The organism is Legionella jordanis (assembly GCF_900637635.1).
In the GTDB taxonomy this organism is placed as follows: Bacteria; Pseudomonadota; Gammaproteobacteria; order Legionellales; family Legionellaceae; genus Tatlockia; species Tatlockia jordanis.
Map to the genome: position 1 here is coordinate 2,992,852 of NZ_LR134383.1, position 25,504 is coordinate 3,018,355.

Sequence of the window (25,504 nt, forward strand, 5' to 3'; positions counted from 1 at the left end):
CTCTATCCGAGAACGTACATGGTCAGATTATCAAGCGCTACTTTGCCAAAGTCAACACCATTTCCATAAAAATTCTCTATAAATTCGATAATTTAGTTGGCCTATTGAACAGCAATGATTCTTTTGTAGTCAAACCAGCTAATTTATCAGCAACGGCTAGAGCAAGTTGCATTTGGAAGTAGTAAGCTTTTGTTCAAAGACTAGATTGCCTTAAACTAATCATGTTTCGGCAATAGATCTTCGAATCAATAGCCTTGGCTAAATTTCCTTTGAATGTATCAGATAAAAGGCAGAGAGGGCAATCTTTTTTTATATGATTTCAATCACTTGTTTTGATAATTTTTACTATCGCACGGCGATTCATTTTTCTTCCTTCATCGGAATCGTTTGGGGCGACCGGATCTTTAATGCCATACCAGGTCACTGACAACCGCTCTTCGCTTAAACCATGGCTAGCCAGAAAGCTGGCAATTGCTTTGGCTCTTAGTTCCGAAATGGCATTGTTATAGGATTTACGTCCAGTATCATCCGTATATCCAGCAATTCTTATCCGTTTAACTGTTGGGTCAGCACGGCAATATTCAGCGACCTTTTTTAACTGTTCTTTGGCCTCATCGCTTAATTCATAGCTGTCGCTGTCAAAATAAAGAATGCTCATCTTTACGTCACCGTAATCAAAAGGTAGTAAATTAGCGAGGCAGCGTTGATATTTAGCGTAAGCTTTTTGAAAACGGATCGGAGAAAGCGACACGCGAGTCTGGAAACCTTGATCAGAAAGATATTCAAAGCTGGCTTGAAATCCCTGAGATAAATAGGTCAACATCTTAAGCGTCGCATCGCGCTTGAGATAGAGTCCAAACTTTCCAGGCGTTAGAACCGTTTTTGAAATGAAATAACTTGGACCACCAGGTTTCCAACTGGGTGGAGCGGCATAAACAGCTGTTTGTAATCTCTTCTCGACGGCTTGCCAATTTGCCACAATAAAATGGGGGTCTTTTTTGGCATACTGCTCGAAGTAGGCCGTACCAAAATTAGGAACGGTTAAAGACAAACCACAACGAAGTCTATTGCCGCTTGCCTTCCAGTTTTCTGTTCCAATGGGATTCTCATAATCTACAGGCAAGGCAAATGTGCAGTGAATAACCAAAATATATACTGCTGTAGTTTTTATAAAAGCTTTGGTCAACGATTGCATACATGGCATTTTTTGCTCATCCTGCCTAGCAATTCATGTTATGCTTCAAATATCGGCAAATATCAGGGAATCTTTATTGTGCAAGAGATCACTATTACCAAACCGGATGATTGGCATCTACATCTGCGAGATGGCTTATTTTTAGAACATACTGTGCCAGCCACAGCCCAACATTTTGCTCGTGCCCTCGTTATGCCTAACCTCAAACCAGCACTGACGACGGTTAATTCCTTGCTCGATTACCGCAAACGAATCCTAGATGCCCTAACCGAAAACCATGGATTTACCCCCTACTTAAGCCTTTATCTAAATGACTTGGTGTCAGCAGAAGAATTGGAATTAGCTAAAAACCATACTTTTATTCTAGGTGCGAAACTCTATCCCGCCGGGGCAACCACCAATTCGGATGAAGGAGTACAATCGTTAAGAGCCCTTTATCCCCAATTTGAGGTGATGCAATCTCAGAATCTGGTACTGCAAATTCATGGAGAGGTGACTCAAGGAGACATTTTTCATCGAGAGAGCCGCTTTATACAACAGGAACTGACTGCTCTTATTCATGACTTTCCGAGGCTTCGCATCGTTTTAGAACACATTTCCAGCAAAGCAGCGGTTGATTTTATTTGCGATTCAAGTGAGCACGTTGCTGCTACCATTACCCCGCATCATTTATTGTATAATCGTAATCAGATGCTAGCCGGCGGCATTAAACCTCATTTATATTGCTTACCCATTTTGAAACGGGAAAGCGATCAAAAGGCTCTGCAAGAGGCAGCCATCAGTGGCAATCCAAAATTTTTTGCTGGGACAGACAGCGCTCCACACGCTGTCAAAAACAAAGAATCTTCTTGCGGCTGTGCCGGAATTTTCTCAGCACCTTATGCCCTAGCTTTATACGCGCAAGTGTTCGAGTACTGTGAAAAGCTCCCTAGACTTGAGTCTTTTCTAAGCCATTTTGGTGCTGTATTTTATCAATTAGCCATTAATAAAGAACAAGTGACCTTAAAAAAACAACCCCAATTAGTACCCGCCATGCTCCCATTTGGCAACGAGCAAGTTGTTCCTATTGCAGCCGGTGATACTTTGGCATGGAGTGTTTTATGAACCTCGGTAAGAGCCTTGTTGCTCATGAACTTAAACACCGCTTTCGTGGCTTTCTGCCTGTAGTCGTGGATATTGAAACGGCTGGAGTGAATCCTTTTAAAAACGCATTGCTCGAAGTATGTGTTGTGCTGGTTGATATCGATTCGCAAGGTTGCTTTTTTCCACAATCCAGATATTTTGAACATGTCTTACCATTCGAAGGCTCTGAATTGGATGAGAAATCTCTGGAGTTTATCCAAGTTGATCCCTTTCAACCGCTTAGATTCGCACTGGAAGAAAGGCAAGCTCTAAGGAATTTATATCAACCTATCAATAAGGCTCTCAAAGAAAAAAGCTGCCTAAAAGCCGTGCTCGTCGGCCATAATGCCTGGTTTGATTTATTATTTCTGAAGGAAGCAACCAAGCGCTCCGGGCTTAAATTTCCATTCCACTCGTTTACTTGCTTTGATACAGCAACTTTAGCTGGATTGATGTATGGACAGACCGTTCTGTCAAAAGCAGCCAAAGCAGCGGGTATTCCTTTCAATGCCAAAGAAGCCCATTCAGCCATTTATGACGCGGAGAAAACCGCTGAATTATTTTGCGCCATGCTGAATGCCTGGCGCAACTTGCAGGATGAAGATTATAAATCGTCAGAATGAGTAGAAAGGTATTCCGCAACGCCTTTAGTAGAAGCTTTCATTCCTGCCTTTCCTTTTTGCCAACCGGCAGGACAGACTTCGCCATGTTCTTCAAAATGTTGTACCGCATCAATAATTCGCAACAATTCATCGATGTTTCTACCAATTGGTAAATCATTGACGATTTGAGAACGGACCACGCCATTTTTATCAATGATGAAGGCACCACGGAAGGCGACGCCAGCAACTGGGTGCTCAACCCCATAAGATTGGCAAATAGTATGGGTCATATCAGAAGCCATAGTGTAGTTGACGTGACCGATACCACCTTCTTTGACTGGAGTATTACGATAAGCATTGTGAGTGAAATGAGAGTCGATGGAAACAGTAATCACCTCTACTCCGCGACGTCTAAACTCATCAATGCGATGATTCAGAGCAATCAATTCTGAGGGGCAAACGAAAGTAAAATCCAGTGGGTAGAAAAACACCAAGCCATATTTACCTTTCAGAGAGTCATGCAAATTGAATTTATCTGTTATTTCCCCATTAGCCAATACGGCAGGAACTGTAAAATCAGGGGCTTTACGTCCGACTAAAACACTCATCTATTTCTCCTTGATTAAGCACATTAAATGTGCCAACGATTATAAGATTAAAGGGCAACTGCTTCGCGCAATATGGATTCTAATTCACCTTGCTCATAAAGTTCAGCAATAATGTCTGAGCCACCTATTAGTTCACCTTTTACATACAATTGCGGAAAAGTGGGCCAATCCGCATACTGAGGTAATGTTTGACGAATATCCGGATTAGCCAGAACGTCTACATAAGCGAAATTCACACCGCAGGCATCAATGCATTGTACCGCCCGTGCTGAAAAACCACACTGTGGCATTTTAGGAGTACCCTTCATATATAACAGGATTGCGTTTTCAGCAATTTGTTGCTTAATTTTTTCAATTGTATCCACTGGGTCACCTATAAAATTCAAAGTTATAAATTATGAAAAACCAGCTTTAATTATGGCGAAAATGAGATCAATTCGCAACTGGCCTAGGAGTAGAATCGGTGTTTGCAGGATTTAGTATCCTCAAAAGACAGACAACCAGAGATATTAGGATTGTAAGATTATTTTTCTAGAATCAGCGAATCGGTTAATGTCAATGGTTGAACAACTCTCATAACCCAAGCAGCAATTCTAAGAATATTGCCAATGTAAAGATCCTTTGCCTGGTATTTATTAAAAATCTTTTGCAACACTGTTCCTTCTATTTCTCAGTTTTAATTGCTATTGCCCCGACACTTTCTCGACCATCCAAAATTAGATCATCAGGAAACTGTCCTTTCCTATTAATGTATGAAGAATGTTCTACGAAAAAGTTTGTTTTTTGGAGCGATTTGTCGAGCACCTCTTTTGTGTACATTGAAGGATCTTCAATTTCTCCAGACCATTCCACTTTCTCCATTATCCTTTTTCAAATGCCGGTAAAAATTTTTGCTAATTCTTTAGATATGGAGTTTCACAAACAATGAATAATTTGCCATTGGGCTTTAAAAAGGATCTAAGTAAATTTAAATATAAATCAATGGTTCCCTGAAAAGAAATGGAGCACTCGACACAGCAGGATGGCATCGAAATATCCCTTTGGCAAACCGCGCAATTCATGTGGAAAAGATCCTGGAACAAGTATTAATCTATTAACATCCCCAGTAGAAGATAAATTAAAATTGGATGTCTTTTTCAGTAAACGTTGGTGAATGCCCCCAAGATTCCGGACTAATATCATTACAGAAAACCTCCGCCCCACGTGCCAATGCTTGTAAAGAGGCAACCCCAAAGGCAGCACCTATCTCTAAAACTCGACCACCCTCTTCAGCTACCAGCTCAGCATATTTAATAAAATTTGCCGAATAGGGATCGCATGGTGCTGTTGTAAACCCACCAAAGGGATTATAAGTTTTAAGAAACTTTCCTGTTTCCTCCTTTTGTTCTGGTACTGTAATTTCAGACACACAATTGGGATTAATAATTACATTATTATTTTCATCGGCTGTTGAATACGAATTTTTTTGTAATCTCAGGTCTATTGGACTTGAATTTAACTCCTGAAATTTGGAGCTAATGTCCTCAATTTGCAACTTGTAAGAAAGCAAAAAAGTTACAGAGGGTACACCATAGTGTTGTTGCCATCGCTGTATCCTTACAACTAAAAATTCGCTTTTTATTCGGCTATTTTCCGGAAGGGCTTGATAAAATCCTTCAAAAAGAATAGTCATCTTTGTCATTTTAATAATCGGTTCAGCAAATTCCTCAGTGTATATATCTTCTAAGTGTTTTATAAATTTTTGCACAATTAAGAATTCTGGAGCAGACTGAAGTGCCAATACATGGCAAACATCCTGAATTGTTTAATAGAATAAATCCATCTGCAATTTTTAAGACCTTTATAATATTGAGCTGATTGTCAATGCACTTAAAAATAAATTCAATATTTATATTTTCGTACATACTAAGAGATTGCTTGTTGGGCGTTTTAGCGAATGACCAATTATTCCTTCCTCTGAGAGTATCCCCCAACGTACATTGAAATTTGGTTAAGCAACAATCATAAAAATCACTGAATCCCCGCAAGTGCTATCCCCCATAACCCCTAGTGTTTTTAAAAATTCAATTAACTTAATAGTAGATTGAATATGTTCACCGTCCTGCTAAACTTAGCATTCACATAATCTGGAGGAGTTTAAAATGGCTTTTACTTTGCCCCCTTTGCCTTATGATATGGATGCTTTAGCACCTCATATTTCAAAAGAAACCCTGGAATATCATTACGGAAAACACCATAGTGCTTATGTAACTAATCTCAATAAACTCATTGCCGGCACAGAATTTGAGACTATGAGCCTTGAAGACATTATCAAAAAATCTTCCGGCGGTATTTTTAATAATGCAGCTCAAACCTGGAACCATACTTTTTACTGGCATTGTTTAAGCCCTAATGGTGGCGGAAACCCAACAGGCAAGATTGGCGATGCCATTGCCAAACATTTTGGTTCTTTTGAACAATTCAAAGAAGAATTCTCTACTGTAGCCGCAACAACTTTTGGTTCAGGTTGGGCTTGGTTGGCGCAAGATAAAGATGGTTCCCTTAAAATCATTAGCACAAGCAATGCTGGTACCCCCATGAAAGATGACATGCATGCGCTTTTAACTTGTGATGTCTGGGAGCATGCTTACTACATTGATTATCGAAATGCTCGTCCAGAATACATCAAGGCATTTTGGTCCCTAGTCAATTGGGAATTTGTAAACAACAATCTTCGCTAATATTCGCTGCGTCCATGTTTGCCAAATTGGACGCATACAACACAAGGAGTTTTCATGGCACTAATCACCAGCTATAACCCCCTGCCAATTGGTTTCACGCACGGTCAAGGCATTTGGTTGTACGACACTGAGGGGAAGGCATATCTTGATGCTCTCAGTGGCATTGCGGTTTGCGGGTTAGGCCATGCTCATCCTGATGTAACGAATACAATTCAACAACAAGCAGCCAAATTGTTGCATACATCCAATGCCTATCGGATTAAAGAACAGGAATTACTCGCCCAACGATTAACGGAGATGACGGGAACCAAACAAGCTTTTTTTGCCAATTCCGGTGCAGAGGCCAACGAGGCAGCTATTAAATTAACTCGACTCTACGGCCATAAAAAAGGCATTGATACACCTTCCATCATCGTAATGGAAAGGGCGTTCCATGGCCGGACCATGGCTACCCTCACTGCATCAGGAAGTCGAAAAGTACAGGCAGGCTTTGAGCCTTTTGTTCCTGGTTTTATACGTGCACCGTTTAATGATATTGAGGCCATCCATACTATTGCTGAAAATCGTGATGATGTTGTGGCCATCATGTTGGAGCCTATTCAAGGTGAGGGTGGAATTTATGCCGCCGATGATTCTTATTTACGGGCTGTTTCTGAATTGTGCAAAAAGCATAACTGGTTGTTAATTCTCGATGAGATTCAAACAGGAAATGGCCGCACAGGTAAATATTTTTCTTACATGCACACAGCCGTGCAACCCGACATTATTACTACCGCTAAAGGTTTGGGAAACGGTATACCCATTAGCGTTTGTCTGATGGCTGATAAAGCCTGTGATTTGTTCAAACCTGGCAATCATGGCTCGACTTTTGGTGGCAGTCCTTTTGCATGCGCTGTAGGTTTGACCGTTTTAGATGTAATTGAACGAGACAATTTATGTGAGGTGGTCAGTCGAAACAGCCTGATCCTTAAAGAAAAACTAATGCTTGAACTCGGCGAACACCCGCATGTGCGCGCCATTCGAGGCAAAGGCTACATGCTCGGTATTGAATTGGACAGACCAGCCAACGATGCTCGTCAAATCGGTCTTAAGCATGGACTTTTGTTTAACGTAACTGCCGACACGGTAATTAGACTGTTGCCTCCTTTAATCATCAGTGAAGCAGAGATCGAAGATTTGGTTTCACGGCTGAGTAAAACCATTAACGAATTTGTTGGACAATAATGATTAATTCAAACATTTCCATTCGTGATATACAGCCGGCTGATATTAAAGCAGCTGCCGACATTTTGACTCAGGCATTTGCCCAAGACCCTGTCATGAATTGGATTTTTGGGGATCAGTACCAAGAAAGAGCACCCGCTATGTTTGAAGCCACTACCCGCTATTGCATGCTCTATGGTAAAGCGTTTTGCACTACTGGGATGGAAGCAGTGGCTTTAAGAAAATTGCCGTCGGACAAAAAGTTCTCTTTGTGGAAGGGATTTCGTTCTGGTTTTTTTGCCTTACCCAAACTGATGGGTAAAGACGCTTTCAAACGATTGATGACATTTGACAAGCTCATCGAAAAAGAACGCCATAGGCTCATGGGCAAAGAGCCTTTTTGGTATTGTTGGTGTCTGGCAACCAGACCAGAAAAACAGGGACAAGGATTTGGCACGGCACTCATGAATCACACCTTTAAACTGGCGCAGGAAACTGGCTTTCCCTGTTATCTTGAAACGGCCAAACCTGAAAATCAGCTGCTTTATGAAAAAAATGGTTATGTGAAGCGAGCTGAAATCCAGTTAACGGAGCAAATCCCGATTATTTGCATGCTCAGAGAAAATGCCTAACAAAGGTTAGCTAATCTACTAGCCACATGATAAAGTGCTAGGCACGTTGCCTTAGCACTTCATACAGGCAAATCCCAGTTGCTACTGAAACATTCAGGCTTTCCACGGTGCCTAACATGGGTAAGGCAAATAAACCATCGCAGTGCTCTCTGGTCAACCGGCGTAAACCTTCTCCTTCTGCCCCCATGACCAAAGCCAGTGAACCTTTACAATCAATTTGATACAAGTTCTGTGTTGCTTCTCCGGCCGCCCCATATATCCAAACCCCTTCCTGCTTGATAATCTCCATGGCGCGGACCAAATTGGTTACGCGAACCAATGGAATAGATTCCGCTGCACCGCAGGCTACTTTGCTGACCACAGGCGTAATGCCAACACTCCTGTCTTTGGGGATGATTACAAAATCAACCGCTGTAGCATCAGCCGTCCTTAGACAAGCCCCCAAATTATGCGGATCGGTGACACCATCCAGGATTAAAATAAGGCAAGGCTTTTTTGCTTTTTGCAGCAATAAAGGCAAATCAGCCTCACCATAATTCACGGCTGGCTCGGCTAAGGCCACGACCCCCTGATGAGAAAACTCTGCAAAGCGTTGATTCATTTTTTGCTGACTGAGTTTTTCAACAGCTATATTTCTTTGCTTTGCCAAATTTAATATTCGTTCAAGCCTTTGATCAACACGCTCTTGATTAACATATATCTTTTTGGCAGTCCGGTGTGCACTGCCAAGTAAAGCTTGCACGGCATGCAAACCGTATACATACTGCTCAGTCATTAACTATCCCATTTTTCTGCGGGTTCAAAATCAATCTTTCGCTCGTCCAAATCGACTCTGGCAACAAGCACGGACACTTTATCTCCAAGCCGGTAAACTTGGCCGGTTCGCTCTCCTACCAAACGATGTTTAACGGCGTCAAAAGCATAATAATCATTACGCAAGGAAGTAATGTGCACTAGACCTTCCACGTAAATATCATTCAGTTCAACAAAAATACCAAAGCCTGTTACTGCCGAAATGGTTCCCTCAAACACCTGCCCGATTTTGTCTTGCATGTATTCGCACTTCAGCCAAGCCACCACTTCTCGAGTCGCTTCATCAGCACGTCTTTCAGTTACTGAACAATGTTTACCCAATCGATTCATTTCTTCATGGTTATAGGGAAAATCTGAAATGTCCTGATTATCAACCAAATGTCCAATGGCCCGATGAATTAGAAGATCAGGATATCTACGAATGGGCGAGGTAAAATGGGTATAGGCAGGATAGGCCAAGCCAAAATGCCCATCATTTTTTTCGATGTATTGTGCCTGCTTTAAGGATCTTAGCATAACCGTTTCAATCAAATGCCTCTCAGGCCTATCGCCAATTTCAGCCATTGTTTTTTGAAAATCTTTCGGATGAGGCTTCTTTCCACCACCAAGTCTTAAACCAAGCTCCCCCAGAAAGAGACGAAGAGCGTTAATTTTATCTTCATCGGGTAAGGAATGCACCCGATATAAAATTGGTATTTTTGAGCGTTCAAGAAAACGGGCTGTTGCGACATTGGCCGCTAACATGCATTCTTCAATTAAGCGGTGTGCATCATTGCGCACAACTGGCAAAACTTGTTTAATCTTACGATTTTCATCGAATTCAATATAAGTTTCTGTAGTTTCAAAATCGATAGCCCCTCGCTCTTTTCTCGCTTTTAGCAATACCTTGAATAAATCAAAAAGCGATTGCATCGCCGGAGACAAGGCTTCATATTCTTTATCGATCTGTTCTTCCGCAAGCCATTTACCCACTTGGTTATAGGTAAGCCTCGCATGGGAATGAAAAACAGCACGATAAAAACGGGAACGGGTGATTTTACCTTCCTCTGAAATGGCCATTTCAGCGACCATACAAAGCCTGTCCACTTTTGGATTTAAAGAGCAAATACCATTTGATAATGCTTCTGGCAGCATAGGCACCACTTGACCTGGAAAATAAACGGAATTGCCACGTTTGGCTGCCTCTTTATCCAGAGCTGAATCCATTTCCACATAATGACTCACGTCAGCTATTGCCACATAGAGTTGATAACCACCCTTCGGTTTTGCATAGCAATAGACTGCATCATCGAAATCTTTAGCGTCCTCACCATCAATGGTCACAAAAGGCAGATGTCTCAGATCAGTGCGGTTTTTCAGTTCCTCTTCAGAAACGTGCTGAGGTATTTTTGCCACCTCACTCAATACTTCTTCTGGCCATTGCGCAGGAATGCCATGCGCAAAAATAGCCACTTCGATTTCCATGCCCGGAGCCATGTGGTCGCCAAGGATGTGAATGATCTTCCCAATAGCCTGGTTCCGTTTGCTTGGAAAGGCAACAATCTCGGTCAACACCATTTGCCCGTTTTTGGCATTATTGGCAAACTCAAGCGGCACTGAAATGTCCTGAGTTAAACGCTTATTGTCGGGGATTACAAAACCAACGCCTTGTTCAGTAAAAAATCGGCCTACGACGGTTTGATTTGCATGCTCAAGTACTTCATGGATTTTACCTTCCGGCCTTCCGCGACGATCAAGCCCAGTTTGATAGGCCATGACCAAATCGCCATGCATGACGGTTTGCATTTCCTTGGCAGAGAGAACCATATCTTCGCCCCCTGCCTCTGGGATGAAGAAACCAAAACCATCTGGATGGCCTTGCACTGTACCCCGTTGCAAGTTAATTCGTTCTAAAAGACAAAATCGACCGCGACGATCTTGCATGATTTGACCATCCCGGAGCATGGCCTTTAAGCGGTAACCCAATGCCTCTTGCTGCGCACTGTCTTTAATTTCCAACTTGCCAACTAATTGATTGCGCGACATCGGGCGATTGTATTCCTCCAATACCTGCAAGATTAATTCTCGGCTTGCTATTGGCGTTTCGTATTTTTCTTTTTCCCTTTGATAAAAAGGATCCTTCGTTTTTTTATTCACATTCACCACATTAGTTTAATCTTATTGTTCAGTCTAACACTTATTGGCCTGCACCGGGTAATGCAAAGCCTCTCTGCCCCAAGTGTTCAGTTAAGGCTGGCAAGGTCATGTCTTCGGCAGCCCAGAAAGTACCAGAGCTTTGAGCGGGCATGTTTTCCGGCGTCCAGGTGCATACTGAGATCGCTCCAGCACAGGGTACTTGCTGCTCATGTCCAGGTTTGGATTCAATACAGCTTATTTCAAAAGATTCCTTGTCTAAAGCAAGAGCCGACCAGTGCCCGGCCTGAAGTCGGCTGCTCCAACCTGCACTTGCGCTTGGTTCGGAAACAGGATGTGTAATCCAAAAATCACTTTTTGACAAATTATGGATAAGTACCAATAGTGGCGTTTTGGCGGAAAGTGTCACTGATTCTCCAGTAACCGCTACTGGTTTACATGATGCAGGCATTGCACTATCAGCACTGACCCAGGCAGCATATAACAATAACAGCAGATAAGAAATAAGTTTCATGGAACTCCCCCAATTATTTTTATACACCAAGTCTTAAATTAACAACTCAGTTATTAACCTGCAAAAGATCCTACTATATTCTTAAGCAGTCATTTTTACATAGCAAGAGTAAATTTTTCTCTAATAAATCCCCGCTGCACTGGAATGATAGCAATTTGTTTTCATGAAACATGCAATTCTACTTGCCAAGCTTAAGAAAATTCTTTATTTTTTTTGGGAACTCAAACAATGTTGCCTTAATATCATGGAGTGATAGATGAAAAAATTTTTTCCTGCAATGCTTGCAAGCCTTACTCTCTCAGGCGTGGTTTCAGCCGGAACCATGGGGGAAGAGCCGGTTTGTACCTCAGCTCTTTGTGCATTTGATAATCCAGGCGGTTTTTACATTGCCGGTACAGCTTTGTATGTAAAACCCAGTGAGACTGGTTTAGGAATGGTTACAGACAGTTGGCAATATGCTGCTCCAGGAGGAGTCCGCTCAGTAAGCAAACCTTTTGATCCTGAGCACGAGTGGGAAGGGGCTGTGAGAGTAGGTTATGATTTCCCTATGTCGGCCAATAACATTGAAGCAAGTTATTTGCGTCTGGAAAATGATACCCATGCTATCAACGACACCAGCGACTCTCCTATTTCCTTTGGCAGTTATTTTTTCCCGAACGTGCTCTTCCCTCTTCCTCCCGGCTCCACTTTCGTTAGTGATGCCCATCTGAAATACGAGCTGGATCAAGTGGATGTTAAAGTTGGGCGCATGTACCGTGATATGAGTGGCAGCTACAGCATTCATCCCTCTGTTGGGGTACGCTACATCAGCCTGGATCATAAACTAACCTTTATCGCGCCTGGAAGCGTAACGAGTGAATACGACGGTGCAGGCCCCTTATTCAGCTTGGATGGCCGTTATGATTTACGCTGGGGAGTAGGACTGGTTGGCTATTTTGATTATGGTTTAATCGTGGGCCAGGTCAATTCTAATTCTCACGTGACCTTGTCAGGTGTGGATTCAAGCTTCACCTCTCCAAAACGCGATCGCATTGTGAACAGCATTACTGGTAAAATTGGCTTGGATTACAACTATGTGTTTGCCAATGCTTCAAGACTAACCCTCGAGGCAGGTTATCAGGTTAACGAATACATTAATGCTATGGATGTAATAAGAGGCGAAATTCTTCCGGCTCAGAAAATGGTCGGACTTGAAACCACGAGCTTCGGCTTCCGTGGGCCATACATCAGCTTAGGTTGGCACGCCTAAGAGGTGTTACTCGATAGCATGGCTTAGCCATGCTATCTGATGCCTTCATCTAATTAGCAGGACGAAGCGGACCTATTCCTCCCTCATCATCCCTCGGTCGCTTTGGCTCCCTGGGTGTAAGCGGTAATTTTTTTTTCCTTCCACCCGAAACGTTCCCCAAATCATTTTTTGATAGGGGTTGTTTTTTGGATTCATGCTCACTCATGCCCTGCTCCAATCTTTAGACTAAGTTATAATAGTATAGATGATTTGCATGATGCATTTGATTTGATTATAGGCAAATGCGAAATTACTCCATCTAACCATCTTTTTGAATATGTCACCCATTTCAGCTGAGAGTGCAAAAAGAAAAATTATCCACGTGGATATGGACTGTTTTTATGCGGCCATTGAAATACGGGATGATCCTTCGCTCGCCAATAAACCTGTTGCAATTGGCGGCTTGGCTTCAGAACGAGGCGTCCTTTGCACCTGCAATTATATTGCCAGAAATTACGGCATTCACTCTGCCATGCCAACTGCCCTGGCGATGCGCAAATGCCCCGAGCTCGTGTTATTACCCGTGAACATGGCGAAATATCGCCAAACCTCGCAGGTGATTCAGGGCATCTTTAAAGAATTCACTGAGTTGGTGGAACCCTTATCACTGGATGAAGCCTTTCTTGATGTGACGGCTAGCACATTGCATCAAGGCAGTGCCACCTGGATTGCTCAAGCCATTCGTCAAAAAATTTGGCAGGCGGAGCAGTTGACTGCCTCAGCCGGAGTCGCTCCGAATAAATTCCTGGCCAAAATTGCATCCGGCTGGCAAAAACCGAATGGTTTATTCGTAATCCGGCCAGAAGAAGTGTTGACTTTTGTTAGCCAACTTGAGGTTGAGCAATTGTTCGGTGTCGGCAAGGTCACCGCGCGGAAATTAAAGCAAATGAATCTAAAGACAGCAGCTGATTTACAAAAGATCAGTTTCCATGAGTTGGTAGGCCATTTTGGCAAACTGGGCGAGCATTTGTATTACCAGTGTCGAGGAATTGACAATCGCCCTGTAGAACCCAATAGGGAGCGAAAATCACTCAGTGTTGAAACTACATTGTCCAAAGACATCACCAACCTGGATGAGGCAAGGGCAATTCTTACTGAACTTCACGCTGAGTTAGTACAGCGACTTGAAAAATCAGCGGCCAATATGGCTATTAAAAACCAATACGTCAAACTCAAATTTCACAATTTTAAATTGGTAAGCGCTGAAATAAAGAGCTATAAACCTGAATTAGCTATATTCCTTGAGCTGTTTATGAAATTAATGAAAGAACAGCAAAATCCGATTCGGCTTTTGGGATTAGGCGTCCATTTCTTTTCACAGGAGAAAGAAAACAAACCCATTCAGCAATCCTTGTTCTAGTTTTTGAAAAAAACACAAATGCTGCAAGACATGGTAAGATAAACTCTTTTTTTTGCCACCCAAATTGCTATGACCCAATTTATTGATGTAAATACACTGGCTCTACTGCACGAAGACTGCATTGTCCGCTGGAAGCAAGCTCAAGAAGTTCAACTGAGTGAGGCTAATTTTTTAGCCATAGTGGAACAAAATCACGCTTTTAATTATCGTCTCTGGCATGCAGAAGACCGGGCAAGGCGGGATGACATGGGTTTTGAGTTTGTCTATCATGCCAAGCGTGAAATCGACTACTGCAATCAACAACGAAACAATTGCATGGAAGCCATGGACGAATGGCTTTACAGGCATTTAAACCCCGCTAATCCAGCTGACTGTCCAGTGCATTCTGAAACCCCTGGAATGATGATCGATCGCTTATCCATTCTGGCTCTTAAAGCCTACCATATGCATTTGCAAACCCAAAGAGAGGATGTGACAGAGCAGCATCGCCAAAATTGCCTTCGAAAATGGCAAACCATTCTGGAACAACAAAAACAGTTGCGTGAGTGTCTGGATTATTTTCTGGCTGAAATCAACCTGAAAACGCGTACTTTTCGTATTTATCAGCAATTTAAAATGTATAATGACCCAAGCTTAAATCCGGAGCTTTACAAGAAATAAATTAAATTACGATATTGGCTCAAAAAAAGGATGGAGCCTGGTTGAGCGTTTGCAGATTTTCAGCGCTTTGAGAACGAATTTGAGGTGGGACTAGCTTTGCGGCTGATTTTAAATCGTCCTGAGAACGAGTCTTCTTTGGAGCCGTTTTTCCAAAAAATAGACTGGTAATTCCTGATGAAAATATACGGGCACTTGTTCGAATGGAAGGTTCGTTGCTGGACTCACTAGATTGGTTGAGTTCTATAGACTCACCATGAATATCAGAGTTGTGCATTGATGAAGAGGTGGAGGATTGAAAGGAATTCGGAGAATCAGGCGTTAAATGATGAAGGGCAGACTGAGCAGAGTCTTGGGAATCAGACGAGTGCCTAATAGTAGCGTCTGATTCCCCTGAAAACGAGGTTGTTGGCTTTCCTGACTGAGTAGAATCCCCGGGGCCTGACGGCCTACCGCCCACTGCCGCAGCGACTGTGTCTGGAGCCGTTGACAGGCCTGCTGCTTGGCCCTCTTCCCCTGGGCGATCGCGACCAAATCCGCGCGCCCAAGCTCGACCTCCCAATATCACCGAATGAATGAGCACACTGGCAATGGTAAAACCCAGCATGATGGGGGCATCGTGGTAATGGCCAGTATGCTCATCGCGCTCTTGTAAACCATTCATCATGAAAGAAACCGCTTTACTACCTTTCCCTGCACCAGACCAAACTGAACGGACAATTTCCCAAAAGTCGGTGAATGCAAACTGGGGCGTCCCCTTAATATCATCTGGAATGGACGTCCTAACTGTCTCTATGCTGAGCTCTTCCGCCCTTGCTTTCTTGCTTTTTATATCCTGCAGCAGCTTATTTAATTCCGCATCGTGCGGTTTATTAATCTCATCCTCAGTTATTTTTTGCTTGTAGCGGTGGGCATTAATTAAAGACTCGACGATAAAACCAATGAGCAGGGCTAGCCCCAAACTAACGCTAACAATCAGCAAAACAGGCGGGAACGCGGTTGATGCCAGCGTTAAAATGGTGGCAACGGCAAACATCGCGCTGGCCAAAGCACCATAGGCCGCAAGCCCATTTTTCATTCCCGCCAGGAACGCGGAGGTGTATGAAAGCGTTGATATCCCCCTTAAATACTGCCATTGCTCTTCGAATCTGCTGCGCAAGAAATCGAGATTGCCGGCCAGTTCCAATTGCCGCTTTAGCTTTAAGGGATCAGTGCTGTTTAATGTCGCTATCTCTTCAGCCAGTTTACTCAATTCTAAAAATTGGAGTTCCAATTCTTTGCCGCGCAGAACCAGTTCAATTTTCGCCTGGCTTATGGTGAGAGTACATTGATAATTGTATTCCTCATAAACACGAGAAATGATGCAGGTTGCAAAATAAATCGCACAGAAAACCGTCAAGGCGGTGAGCATGGGCGGGGACAGGGAGCACAAGGTTAATACGCCAATGTATAGATATAAGCCATCAACAATGCCGCCATAAGCAGCCGAAAGCATCATGGCCCTTCTAATCCCCAGGGATTGGCTTTGAATTTGGGAACGGTAAGCGGCAATGGCCTCCCAGGTTAGCTCTCCCTTATTTTCCCGGAGAGATTTCAGCAACCCCTTATGGGTATCCATCATCTTTTTGCGAATCTCTTTGTGATAACGGTACCAAATGCGATTAATGGCCGAAAGAATGCCCAGGGCAAGCCCCACAGGAATGATTAAATGATTAAGGTTGCCATAACCCAAAAGGTCAGCAACCTGAATGGTGCTTCGAAAGCCTTTGTAGGCATTTTTTAAACCTTTGGAGGTGTCGCGCAAGTAAGGCCATGCCTGCGCCACAAAGCTCTTGAAATCATTTTTATTATCATCTGTCCAATAGTTGGCAAACAACGAAAACAGCATGGTGGTGGTGGTGATGGAGATGGCAATGGCAATCCCTTCTGGGGTAAGCAGCCATTCATGCATGACATCGGCGGAAGAGCTTGAATTTTTTAGCCACAGGTCAAAAGCCTGTTTGAACATGCTGTAAGAGATGCTTAAGCCATCAAGCAATCCATACAAAGCATAAATGTAGCGCAGCTTATTTAACTGTGTCGCAAAGTCGACGCTTTGCTGGCCTAATTGGGCAAGGAGGGGATTTTCTTTAGCAGTATTGGAGACGCTGGTGGTCGTCATTACAATTTAAGGCAGACGGCTAAGATGGGACGAATTGTACAGAATCAGGGGCTAAATGGCAATCATTTTTTCATCTTGAACGAAAATGAAACAAAAATTAACAGCCCATCAGCAATATTATCACATCGTAAAAAAAAATCGACGTTTTTTTTAGGATGCATCAGCTCGATTTTTACCTAAGTTATTGAAATTAAAATTTAAATTTACCAATCTTTAGGTGGGCTAAGTAAACCCATATCGCCTGCGCTCAATTTTCAAACAAGAATCGAGACCATTCCCTGTGCTTACCCGCAAAAATATTGTCTATTATTTCTTCATTTTGCGATTTTTACCCCCAGGATTTCCAATCAATTCCTGCACGACTCTGGGCGTAAGCAGCCAAATCTGCTAGCATAGAGATTTTTATAAATATAAAGGGTTTTAATGAGTTTGCCTGGCTTTCTTATTATTGTTTTATCATTGCTTTCAGGATGCACTATGGCGGCAGATCAAAAAATAATTTATGGCTACGTCGAAAAGGCGACCTTGGTTGATAAAGGCATGGTTTTATCAGCGAAATTGGATACTGGCGCCAAATCAGCCTCTTTAAGCGCCGTTGATATTCATGAGGTTGAAAAAAACGGCAAACCCTATTTGCAATTTAAAGTACCCGGGAAAAATGGCGAGGAAGAATTTACCTGCGAGTACGTCGGCAAGGTAAAAATTAAAGTTCGGGCGGGTGAACATCCGTCCTTGCAGCACCATGCGGAACCCATTAAACGTCCTGTTGTTCTGATTGACGTTAAAATTGGTGATAAAACACGCACTATTCCGGTGAATTTAACCAACCGCAAGCGTTTTAACTACCCCCTCCTCCTTGGTCGAGATGCCATCATCGCCTTTGATGGTCTGGTTGATCCGCAACATGCATTTATGATCAAAACCCCTAAAGTTGAAATAAAATGAAATCAAACAGACATCATGTGTATGGTTTAATCCTAACCTTGGCCATTGTCGGCTTGGGAGTCTTCTTTTATCGCTATTCTGTTCTGGATGTGCCTTTAACGGATACAGAAACGGTAAACAGCTGGATGGTAGAAGCCAACCTTCGATTTACAGCGCAAAGAAATACTCCTGTAAAAGCCAGCTTTAGCATCCCCTACATGCCACCCTATTTTGCCATTCTAGATGAATATTTTGTTTCTCATAATTACGGCGTAACCACCAACCTAAGTGGTTACAATCGAGTCACCATCTGGTCTTTGCGACGAAGCAGCGGGGTGCAATCTCTTTATTATCGCGCTATTTTTCGTGAAACGGATAACAATGATTCGTCTTTGGTCAAACCACCCCCGGTAAAAGCGCCTCTGTTGGGCGAACATGAAAAAGCCGCAGTTGATGCAATCACCAATCAAGTTCGCCAATCCTCAGCTGACATTCAGACCTTCGCCCAAGGGACTATTCGCGAATTGAATAAGCAAGATGGCAATGCAAAACTTCTGGTGGGCACAGATTTTAATGACGAAACCGTTATGAAAGCCGCCATCACCGTATTAAATCAGGCCAAGATATACGCCATGCCGGTAAAGGGGCTGTATTTAAAGCAACAGAGTAAAAGCGATTTAAAATTATTGATGGCGGTTTACAATGGAAAAGACTGGGCTTTTATTAACCCCAGAACCGGCAGTACCGGCTTACCTAAGGATTTTCTGGTTTGGCAATACGGCTTTGACCCAGTGTTTGATGTCGTTGGCGGTAAAAAACCGGCGTTTAATTTAACGGTTTCTCCGACTCCGATTAATGCCCTGTCCATTGCTAAAACCAGAGGCGTGCAAACTGAATCACAATTGCTGCGCTTTTCTTTATTGCAACTTCCGATAAATGTGCAGGAAACTTATAAAATTTTACTGACAGTGCCCATTGGCGCCTTTATCATACTGCTGCTTCGTAACTTCGTGGGCTTAAGGACATTTGGCACCTTTATGCCAGTGCTAATTGCTCTTGCATTTCGTGAAACCCATGTTATATGGGGAATCTCTCTGTTTATTCTCATCGTTTCTTTAGGACTGCTTGCACGGTTTTATTTAGATCAGTTGCGGCTTCTTCTGGTACCGCGTTTGGCAGCCATTCTTACCATTGTGATTTTGCTGATGATTTTCATCAGCATCATCAGCCAAAATCTGGGATTGGAGTCCGGCTTATCTGTTGCCCTGTTCCCCATGGTTATATTGACAATGACCATTGAACGGATGTGCATCACCTGGGATGAGCGCGGAGCTTCGGATGCCATCAAGTCCGGCATAGGCAGTTTACTGGCCGCCGTGATTGCCTATCAAGTGATGAGTTATCAGCCGATACAATATTTGGTGTTTGCTTTTCCTGAATTGCTTTTACTGCTGTTGGCCTTAATTTTATGGTTTGGCCAATATCGTGGCTATCGACTTTCTGAATTATTCAGGTTCAAGGCTCTAGGTGGAGAGCAAGTATAATGTTGCAGTTATATCGTCGTTTGCGTAAGCGAGGTGTTTTAAGCATTAATCAGCGCAACAGTGATTATGTCCTGCGATATAACCCTAGAAAACTGTATCCTTTGGTGGATGATAAGTTACAAACCAAAAAACTGGCAGTCCAGGCTGGAATTGCTGTTCCAAAGCTATATGAAATAATCGACAGTGAACATCAAATTAGAAATCTTGACGCCATCCTCTCGCCCTACAAAGACTTTGTTATTAAGCCCGCCCATGGTGCCGGCGGCGATGGCATTATTGTGATTACTGATCGCGTGTTTGGACGCTACCGCCAAATTAATGGAAAATTATTCAGCACCCAGGAACTCAGCTATCATCTGTCAAGCTTATTAACGGGCGCTTATTCTCTCGGTGGGCATAATGATTACGCCATCATTGAACACCGCGTGGTTGTCGATCCAGTGTTTAAAGAAGTCAGTTATGAAGGCATTCCCGACATTCGCATCATTACTCTTTTGGGCTATCCCGCTATGGCCATGGCTCGCTTGCCAACCCGTCTCTCCGGTGGTAAAGCCAACCTTCATCAGGGTGCTATTGGAGTGGGCATTAACTTGGCCACAGGCAAAACCTTAGGCGGGGTTTTTCATAATGATGCCATTGATTATCATCCGGATACCTTAGCACCCATCGTAGACATAACGGTTCCCTACTGGGACAAAATTTTAGAAATCGCCGCAAGTTGCTATGAATTGACCGGTCTTGGTTATCTTGGGGTTGACATTGTTTTGGATAGAGATCATGGGCCTTTAATGTTGGAATTGAATGCCCGTCCAGGCTTGAATATCCAAATTGCTAATCGCGAAGGTGGCCTGAAGCGTTACCGAAAAATTGAGGCGCAAGCTGCAAAGGAAAAGCAACCAATAGCAGCCAGAATTGCCTACAGCAAGGAAGAATTTGCTTGATCTTCAAAGTAACAATTATGTAACAATTTGAACTAGGAATGCCACTTGTTCAAATCAAACCAATTTTCAGACTTTAAATTCAATTCTTCTGCAATTTTTTGACGTGCTTGCAACCAGTCTCTTTCCTCTTCAAGCACACTCATCTGTTCTTGAGTCAAAACTGCATCTAATTTTTGCCGTTGGAGCTGCCAAAAAAATCCTCCGGCATTCTCATGGCTCATTTGTCGCGTCACGATGTTGTTTGTGGCTGTTTTAACAAGCTCAGAATAATTTTGCCGCTTTTTTTCAAGTTTTTTTAAGATTTTGCCCTCTTCAACCAACTGTTCGATTAATAATTCATCGCCTAGTTTTTGCCTTTCCTGCTGCAATTGGGTTTTTATTTCCTGAAAAGGTGTTTCAGCACTCATGCGCCCAATCCGCAGATTATCACGACTGCTTGGTTTGATAAAGAATCGAAGCCACTTCACAACTCATCCTCCTTGGAAAAAGAAGAATTGTATCAAATTTAACCAAGGACCGCAAATTATGGGATTTTTCCTATTTATTAAATAGAAAAAAGCCCTCATTGAGGGCTTGGAGGTTGTTGAGTGGAGAAAGCACATTGATTGTTTTTATTCTACAATGATTCTCATTCACTCTTAAGAGCGGACCGCTCTACCTACTGCATTACCAGTGGTGCTAACGGTTTTGCCAACCACATGACCAGTTGTGCTGACGGTTTTGCCAACCACATGGCCAGTTGTATTCACGGTATGGCCCACTACATTACCAGTGGCATTAACCGTGCGTCCAACAGTACTGCAGTTGGTGAGGCCTAAAGAAAGAGTAGTGACTGCAACAGCGGCAAATAGTATTTTTTTCATAATTATTCCCTCACTTGTTATCCTTGTTATTTACTGCTCAGTACAAACTATAGTACAAAACATAACATTTTTATGTTAAATCACTTCGACTACAAGGTAGCAATATTTTTGCCAATTTTTATCAACACCTAAAATGTAATGGGAAAGCAAAAACCTTGATGCGATGGTATGGCTAGGAAGCATCAAATACCCCTTGCTGTAAATCGGATTCAAAATCCGCAGGCCAATTACTGCTGCTATGCCAGCCTGGATACAAGTGATATTGCTTCTCGATAGCGTTTTTTGAGACCGTGATTATGATTTGAATCGTAACAATCTGATAAGGATTATATTCACTCCCCCGCTTTATATTGATTTCAAACTGATTGGGAGAATAGCCGTTTCTTTGTAAAACGTTATGAAAATCTTCCTTGATTGCGTCCATTTCGTCGTACATGAATGTTCTCTCTGGTCTTTTATTAAGTATAGTGTTTAGCTTTTCAGAATAGAAAAATACAGGAATGTATTTGCACTTAAGCCGTGACAGAATCAGGAAAATTTGTCATTATAATCCGTTAATTAACATATTCTGAGTGCTGGGCTATCCTTAGTTGCGCTTTTCCATGTTAATTCACCCGCTCCATTTAGAGGTACACTAAGTGTTATGGCAGATAAAAGCAAACGCTTATCCGAATCCAGCATCTTAGGTTCGTCTTTTATTGATTTTCCTTTGAATGAACTAGAGCATTTATTGCAAACTTGTCAGCTCAATATTTGGCAATGGGATCTTAAAAGCAATACCTTAAATTCCGTTTATTTTCGGATTTCCCCGGAACTTGCTGAGCAGATCAACATTCAAAACTTCAGCCAGTTAATCAAACTCATACATCCCAAAGATCGCAAGCGCTTTCTGAAAGAACTTCGCGGCTTAGAAAGAAATTTTCAACTTGAATTTCGCATCCAACTGGGCAATAACTTCAACGAATGGATTCAAGTCCGCGGCTGTTTAATATACGATGCCAACGACAAGCCCATTAAAATAATTGGCGCCTGGAATATCATCAGTGAGCATAAACAAATCCAGGAGTTGATTAGAAGGCAGCAAACCACCTTGGCTCGTCTGTCTCGTTGCTATGAATTCGCCGAGGTTGCTGCTACTTTGACGCATGAAATTGGCCAACCACTAACTGCGTTAAATAATTACCTGGCGGGTAGCCTAATTCGCTTGCAGCAAAAATCCCTCAATGAGGAACAGTTATTGGCGGCTTTGCAGCTTGCCTTGAAACAATCTCATCGAGTGGTGGAGAATATCCATCGGATCAAGAGCTTTATTACTACAGGAGAACTTCATTGTGAGCAGGTCAACCTGCTGTTGATGCTGGAAAATGCGATAAAAATAGTAAAATTCTCCTTTGACATCCCCATATCCATTCAGTACTCAGTGGAGAGTCATTTACCCGAAGTGTACATCGATCGTTATCAAATTAAGCAGGTTTTTATTAATCTTCTTAATAATGCCTTTGAGGCGATGATTGTGGCATCCATTAAAAATCCGATGCTATGCATCAGTATAAAACGTCTTGAAGACCATATTTTGGTGAGCATTCAAGATAATGGTCCAGGCCTTCCTCAAATTGCCCTGGATCACCTGTTCACACCTTTTTACAGCACCAAAGAGTATGGAATGGGAGTCGGCTTGGCCATGTGCCGAAATATCATTCAAGCTCATGGCGGTTTTATCGAAATCAATAATGCGCCAAATTCCGGAGTGGTTTGTACCTTTTCCTTTCCAATAAATTCCTCATGCAAAACATCAAGGCAGGGCAAAGAAATGCTGATTAATTTTAGCGTCACTGAACCTTATTCCATGTAAACTTGATCAGAAGATTGCGTAGAACGAAGTCGATCATTGACCTTTGACAGGAATGCAATGCTAATTTTTTTCGGCGTTCACAGAATAAGATAAATCAGAGGATTAGCCAAGCAACATCTAGTTTTTTAAAAGACCATTTTGCTGTATAATTTACCAAAGATGTCAAAAGGAATTTCTCATGCGCCGAACCTTTGGAATTTTTTCTCCCAGAAGTTATTTACCATCTTCTTCAAAAACACGTATACGCTATGAGGAAAAGTTAAAAAACCTGGGGTTGAGCCAGTTATTTGAGCAAGATTTATTAGAAAAAAGTCAGAAGAGCACACGCATCTTTAGCAATGCGAGGTATTTCGACAAAGAACCGTATTTACTGCCTCGCTTAACGGCAAAAACAGCTCTTGTTTCCGTCGATGGCGATGATTTTGGTTTATTTCAGGATTGGACCACTTTTCCCAAAGGCAGCAAGAATTTTTTTGCCAAGCTCGCTTCAGGCAGCGCTCAAGGACTTTCCCCTTTGGAACGGTTAAAGGCAACCAAGAAAATTATTGCTTCCCACAGTTGGGTAGCGGCTTTTGGCGGCTATCCCCAAAGTAATCCAAAAATCCGGCTGAAAAAACCGATGCAAGTTGATATTTTTTCGTTGGTAGGACATCAGTTTGAAAACAGTTATCTTCATACCTCAATGTTCTTTCTAGACCCTTGCAATAAAATGCTAGCGATTAAAGACAGTGCCTTCTCTCATTTGTACAAAGATTTGCCAAATGAGTTTGAAGAAGCAAAAAAGAGCCTTGGAGATTATGATCTGAACCTGGATATGTCGCGTATTCGCGTGGGCTTCCCTTTATTAGCCCGCAGTGAGTCAGGAAAATTCTATTCTTCCTTTTTTAAAAGCCATGCAGTCATTTTTTTAAGCAAAGCTTACCAGAAATCCATACTTGAGGATGTCGGTTTATTGCTTGCTGCGGTTGACCATGCCGCAGCAAAGTCAGGTAAGCCCGCCCTACTTAAAGCCACTGCAGCAGGAATGGGTTATTTTGCGAAGGTGAATGGTGAATATGATATCAGCCATCACCTTTACCCTTATTATCTGAGAGCTTTTCAGTGTTTATTAATGACAGGGCAATTTCCGCATATCGCCAAAGTTGAATTTCCTATCTTTTCATCCAACTTTGAAGAATTTTTTGATCAGCTTTTTATTGAGCGAGCTTACGGGGGAACTGAGGTTTTTCGCTCCGCCCGTGATGTTTTAGAATTTTCTGAAAAAGAACAGACACAATACCATAGCTGTGCAGTCAATTGTTCGGATAGTAATTCTTTGCCCGGTAATGAGTGGAATTATGCCAGCGTTGAATCGGCTATTGGCAATAATACGAGTTTGCGCTTCGACCAAGTGTATTTTATGAATCCAGCTATTTTGGATCCTGAAAACCATATTATGATTGCCGTTGATGTCGATACTCTGGAAACTCAGCTAAAATCCAAAGAAAACGCGGGCGGCCCAAAGTTCACCCCATAGAACAAACCCCCGAATACTAATTGGGGTTTAATGGATTACTTAGATAGGCCGCTGCTGGCTGGCACTTCTTCGCTAAACTCCGTCTCCAACTGCTCTATATAATTGGAGGAGGCAGAAAGTAAATCCTGTATTAAGGCCCCCACATAATTATTGTCCTTAAAGTGCATTTTTAATGCTTCTTGTGAAAGATGGCCGTAGACTGTTTTGGTCATGCGAATTGCCGCTTCCTCAGCATTATTTTTAACCAACCATGGCAGTAAAGTCTGCACGCTTTGAATGTCTTCCAAACGCAAGGTTTTTGGCAAAGAAGAATTGAATAGTGCCATTTCATTGGGCACTAACAAACCGTTTAGCAATTTATCGCGATATTTAGGGCCTGTTGAAAAAATAAAATTCTTAGGGTTCACGGCGTCAACCACGATAAATTCATTCTCATAGTCACGCTCATTTCCTTCCGTATTGGCAACCAGTCGCAATTGGCTTAGATGAAAGGCCTTGCTGTAAAAACCATAAATACTGCGCTTACTTGCCAGCCCGGGATTGCCTTCGACATATCCCTTATTTAAGTCCTTCAAACTCTCACAAGCACCAATTCCAAATCGTTGTAGATTGAAAGACTGGTAGTTGTTTAATCGGTCAAGCGTGATGCTTTCCACCTCTTCTTTGCTGCAAAGGGCCTCAAATCCAACCTTCGAAGTTTCCTGTGCGCATCGGCCGTCAATTCGCCATAATACCTTGGGAAATTTCACCTTGTGTATATGCACGCCCACCACGGGATTACTGGCTTTGGTCATGGTCTGTAAAGCCGCATCAATTTTTTTGATTACAGGACGAAAGAATTGGAAGGGCATAACAA

General features: G+C 42.5%; 26 protein-coding genes. 13 read left to right on the top strand and 13 right to left on the bottom strand.

The window, feature by feature from the left end:
• Positions 1 to 319: 319 nt before the first annotated feature.
• Entirely contained in the window at positions 320 to 1,204 is an 885-nt protein-coding gene (locus EL203_RS13540) for a flagellar protein MotY (RefSeq protein ID WP_058471713.1), read from the bottom strand.
• A 69-nt stretch (positions 1,205 to 1,273) separates the two neighbouring features.
• Between EL203_RS13540 and pyrC the strand changes: the two genes are divergently transcribed.
• Both pyrC and rnt read left to right on the top strand, forming a co-directional pair.
• The gene (gene pyrC / locus EL203_RS13545) at positions 1,274 to 2,299 is read left to right on the top strand and encodes a dihydroorotase (RefSeq protein ID WP_122224946.1); all 1,026 of its coding nucleotides are present in this window, start codon (positions 1,274 to 1,276) and stop codon (positions 2,297 to 2,299) included.
• Entirely contained in the window at positions 2,296 to 2,940 is a 645-nt protein-coding gene (gene rnt, locus EL203_RS13550) for a ribonuclease T (RefSeq protein ID WP_058471712.1), read from the top strand. Before pyrC ends, rnt begins: the two co-directional genes overlap by 4 nt.
• Here the strand turns inward: rnt and EL203_RS13555 are convergent.
• From EL203_RS13555 to EL203_RS13565, 3 genes are all read right to left on the bottom strand, one after another.
• Positions 2,922 to 3,527 carry a peroxiredoxin gene (locus EL203_RS13555; RefSeq protein WP_058471711.1) on the bottom strand — a complete coding sequence of 202 codons (606 nt, stop codon included), beginning with the start codon at positions 3,525 to 3,527 and terminating at the stop codon, positions 2,922 to 2,924. The genes rnt and EL203_RS13555 overlap by 19 nt on opposite strands.
• A gap of 47 nt (positions 3,528 to 3,574) precedes the next feature.
• Positions 3,575 to 3,892, bottom strand: a complete 318-nt coding sequence (gene grxD, locus EL203_RS13560; RefSeq protein ID WP_058471710.1) for a Grx4 family monothiol glutaredoxin — start codon at positions 3,890 to 3,892, stop codon at positions 3,575 to 3,577.
• A 752-nt stretch (positions 3,893 to 4,644) separates the two neighbouring features.
• On the bottom strand, positions 4,645 to 5,307 hold the full coding sequence (locus EL203_RS13565) for a methyltransferase domain-containing protein (RefSeq protein WP_058471708.1): 663 nt from the start codon (positions 5,305 to 5,307) through the stop codon (positions 4,645 to 4,647).
• 361 nt (positions 5,308 to 5,668) lie between these two features.
• Here EL203_RS13565 and EL203_RS13570 point away from each other — a divergent pair, with 361 nt between their 5' ends.
• The 3 genes from EL203_RS13570 to EL203_RS13580 are packed head-to-tail and all read left to right on the top strand — an operon-like array spanning position 5,669 to position 8,082.
• Positions 5,669 to 6,247, top strand: a complete 579-nt coding sequence (locus EL203_RS13570; protein WP_058471707.1) for a superoxide dismutase — start codon at positions 5,669 to 5,671, stop codon at positions 6,245 to 6,247.
• A gap of 54 nt (positions 6,248 to 6,301) precedes the next feature.
• Positions 6,302 to 7,471, top strand: a complete 1,170-nt coding sequence (locus tag EL203_RS13575; RefSeq protein WP_058471706.1) for an aspartate aminotransferase family protein — start codon at positions 6,302 to 6,304, stop codon at positions 7,469 to 7,471.
• Positions 7,471 to 8,082 (top strand): GNAT family N-acetyltransferase, encoded by a 612-nt coding sequence (locus EL203_RS13580; RefSeq protein ID WP_058471705.1) that lies wholly within the window; start codon positions 7,471 to 7,473, stop codon positions 8,080 to 8,082. The genes EL203_RS13575 and EL203_RS13580 overlap by 1 nt, the downstream gene beginning before the upstream one ends.
• 37 nt (positions 8,083 to 8,119) lie before the next feature.
• Here the strand turns inward: EL203_RS13580 and rlmB are convergent, their stop codons facing one another.
• Genes rlmB through EL203_RS13595 form a run of 3 tightly spaced genes read right to left on the bottom strand, consistent with a single transcriptional unit; the run spans position 8,120 to position 11,542 of the window.
• Entirely contained in the window at positions 8,120 to 8,857 is a 738-nt protein-coding gene (gene rlmB / locus EL203_RS13585; RefSeq protein WP_058471704.1) for a 23S rRNA (guanosine(2251)-2'-O)-methyltransferase RlmB, read from the bottom strand.
• Positions 8,857 to 11,031 (bottom strand): ribonuclease R, encoded by a 2,175-nt coding sequence (gene rnr, locus EL203_RS13590; protein WP_058471703.1) that lies wholly within the window; start codon positions 11,029 to 11,031, stop codon positions 8,857 to 8,859. Before rnr ends, rlmB begins: the two co-directional genes overlap by 1 nt.
• Before the next feature lie 40 nt (positions 11,032 to 11,071).
• Positions 11,072 to 11,542, bottom strand: coding sequence for a hypothetical protein (locus EL203_RS13595; RefSeq protein WP_058471702.1), 471 nt, complete (start codon positions 11,540 to 11,542; stop codon positions 11,072 to 11,074).
• Positions 11,543 to 11,798: 256 nt separating this feature from the next.
• On the opposite strand from EL203_RS13595, the gene EL203_RS13600 reads away from it, so the two are divergent.
• Entirely contained in the window at positions 11,799 to 12,791 is a 993-nt protein-coding gene (locus EL203_RS13600) for an Lpg1974 family pore-forming outer membrane protein (protein WP_058471701.1), read from the top strand.
• 72 nt (positions 12,792 to 12,863) lie between these two features.
• On the opposite strand, the gene EL203_RS14705 is transcribed toward EL203_RS13600, so the two are convergent.
• Positions 12,864 to 12,986 (bottom strand): hypothetical protein, encoded by a 123-nt coding sequence (locus tag EL203_RS14705; RefSeq protein WP_259637607.1) that lies wholly within the window; start codon positions 12,984 to 12,986, stop codon positions 12,864 to 12,866.
• A 121-nt stretch (positions 12,987 to 13,107) separates the two neighbouring features.
• On the opposite strand from EL203_RS14705, the gene dinB reads away from it, so the two are divergent.
• Complete coding sequence (gene dinB / locus EL203_RS13605; RefSeq protein WP_058471700.1) at positions 13,108 to 14,190, top strand: DNA polymerase IV; 1,083 nt, start codon at positions 13,108 to 13,110, stop codon at positions 14,188 to 14,190.
• 69 nt (positions 14,191 to 14,259) lie between these two features.
• Positions 14,260 to 14,850, top strand: a complete 591-nt coding sequence (locus EL203_RS13610) for a DUF4254 domain-containing protein (protein ID WP_058471699.1) — start codon at positions 14,260 to 14,262, stop codon at positions 14,848 to 14,850.
• Positions 14,851 to 14,869: 19 nt separating this feature from the next.
• Here the strand turns inward: EL203_RS13610 and EL203_RS13615 are convergent, their stop codons facing one another.
• The gene (locus EL203_RS13615; RefSeq protein WP_058471698.1) at positions 14,870 to 17,008 is read right to left on the bottom strand and encodes a hypothetical protein; all 2,139 of its coding nucleotides are present in this window, start codon (positions 17,006 to 17,008) and stop codon (positions 14,870 to 14,872) included.
• A gap of 477 nt (positions 17,009 to 17,485) precedes the next feature.
• Between EL203_RS13615 and EL203_RS13620 the strand changes: the two genes are divergently transcribed.
• The 3 genes from EL203_RS13620 to EL203_RS13630 are packed head-to-tail and all read left to right on the top strand — an operon-like array spanning position 17,486 to position 20,417.
• Positions 17,486 to 17,953, top strand: coding sequence for an ATP-dependent zinc protease family protein (locus EL203_RS13620; protein WP_082647218.1), 468 nt, complete (start codon positions 17,486 to 17,488; stop codon positions 17,951 to 17,953).
• Positions 17,950 to 19,476 (top strand): inactive transglutaminase family protein, encoded by a 1,527-nt coding sequence (locus EL203_RS13625; RefSeq protein ID WP_058471696.1) that lies wholly within the window; start codon positions 17,950 to 17,952, stop codon positions 19,474 to 19,476. Before EL203_RS13620 ends, EL203_RS13625 begins: the two co-directional genes overlap by 4 nt.
• The gene (locus EL203_RS13630) at positions 19,476 to 20,417 is read left to right on the top strand and encodes an alpha-L-glutamate ligase-like protein (RefSeq protein WP_058471695.1); all 942 of its coding nucleotides are present in this window, start codon (positions 19,476 to 19,478) and stop codon (positions 20,415 to 20,417) included. The genes EL203_RS13625 and EL203_RS13630 overlap by 1 nt, the downstream gene beginning before the upstream one ends.
• 32 nt (positions 20,418 to 20,449) lie before the next feature.
• Here the strand turns inward: EL203_RS13630 and EL203_RS13635 are convergent, their stop codons facing one another.
• The 3 genes from EL203_RS13635 to EL203_RS13645 all read right to left on the bottom strand — a co-directional run bounded on the left by EL203_RS13635 (position 20,450) and on the right by EL203_RS13645 (position 21,716).
• Entirely contained in the window at positions 20,450 to 20,884 is a 435-nt protein-coding gene (locus tag EL203_RS13635) for a hypothetical protein (protein ID WP_058471694.1), read from the bottom strand.
• A gap of 171 nt (positions 20,885 to 21,055) precedes the next feature.
• Positions 21,056 to 21,280 carry a hypothetical protein gene (locus EL203_RS13640; RefSeq protein WP_058471693.1) on the bottom strand — a complete coding sequence of 75 codons (225 nt, stop codon included), beginning with the start codon at positions 21,278 to 21,280 and terminating at the stop codon, positions 21,056 to 21,058.
• A 172-nt stretch (positions 21,281 to 21,452) separates the two neighbouring features.
• Positions 21,453 to 21,716, bottom strand: a complete 264-nt coding sequence (locus EL203_RS13645; protein ID WP_058471692.1) for a hypothetical protein — start codon at positions 21,714 to 21,716, stop codon at positions 21,453 to 21,455.
• A 207-nt stretch (positions 21,717 to 21,923) separates the two neighbouring features.
• On the opposite strand from EL203_RS13645, the gene EL203_RS13650 reads away from it, so the two are divergent.
• Together EL203_RS13650 and EL203_RS13655 are read left to right on the top strand one after the other, a co-directional pair.
• Positions 21,924 to 23,132, top strand: a complete 1,209-nt coding sequence (locus tag EL203_RS13650) for a sensor histidine kinase (RefSeq protein ID WP_058471691.1) — start codon at positions 21,924 to 21,926, stop codon at positions 23,130 to 23,132.
• 178 nt (positions 23,133 to 23,310) lie between these two features.
• Positions 23,311 to 24,648 (top strand): hypothetical protein, encoded by a 1,338-nt coding sequence (locus EL203_RS13655; protein ID WP_058471690.1) that lies wholly within the window; start codon positions 23,311 to 23,313, stop codon positions 24,646 to 24,648.
• A gap of 35 nt (positions 24,649 to 24,683) precedes the next feature.
• Here EL203_RS13655 and EL203_RS13660 read toward each other — a convergent pair whose 3' ends face one another.
• Positions 24,684 to 25,499, bottom strand: a complete 816-nt coding sequence (locus tag EL203_RS13660) for a hypothetical protein (RefSeq protein ID WP_058471689.1) — start codon at positions 25,497 to 25,499, stop codon at positions 24,684 to 24,686.
• Between the last annotated feature and the right edge of the window lie 5 nt (positions 25,500 to 25,504).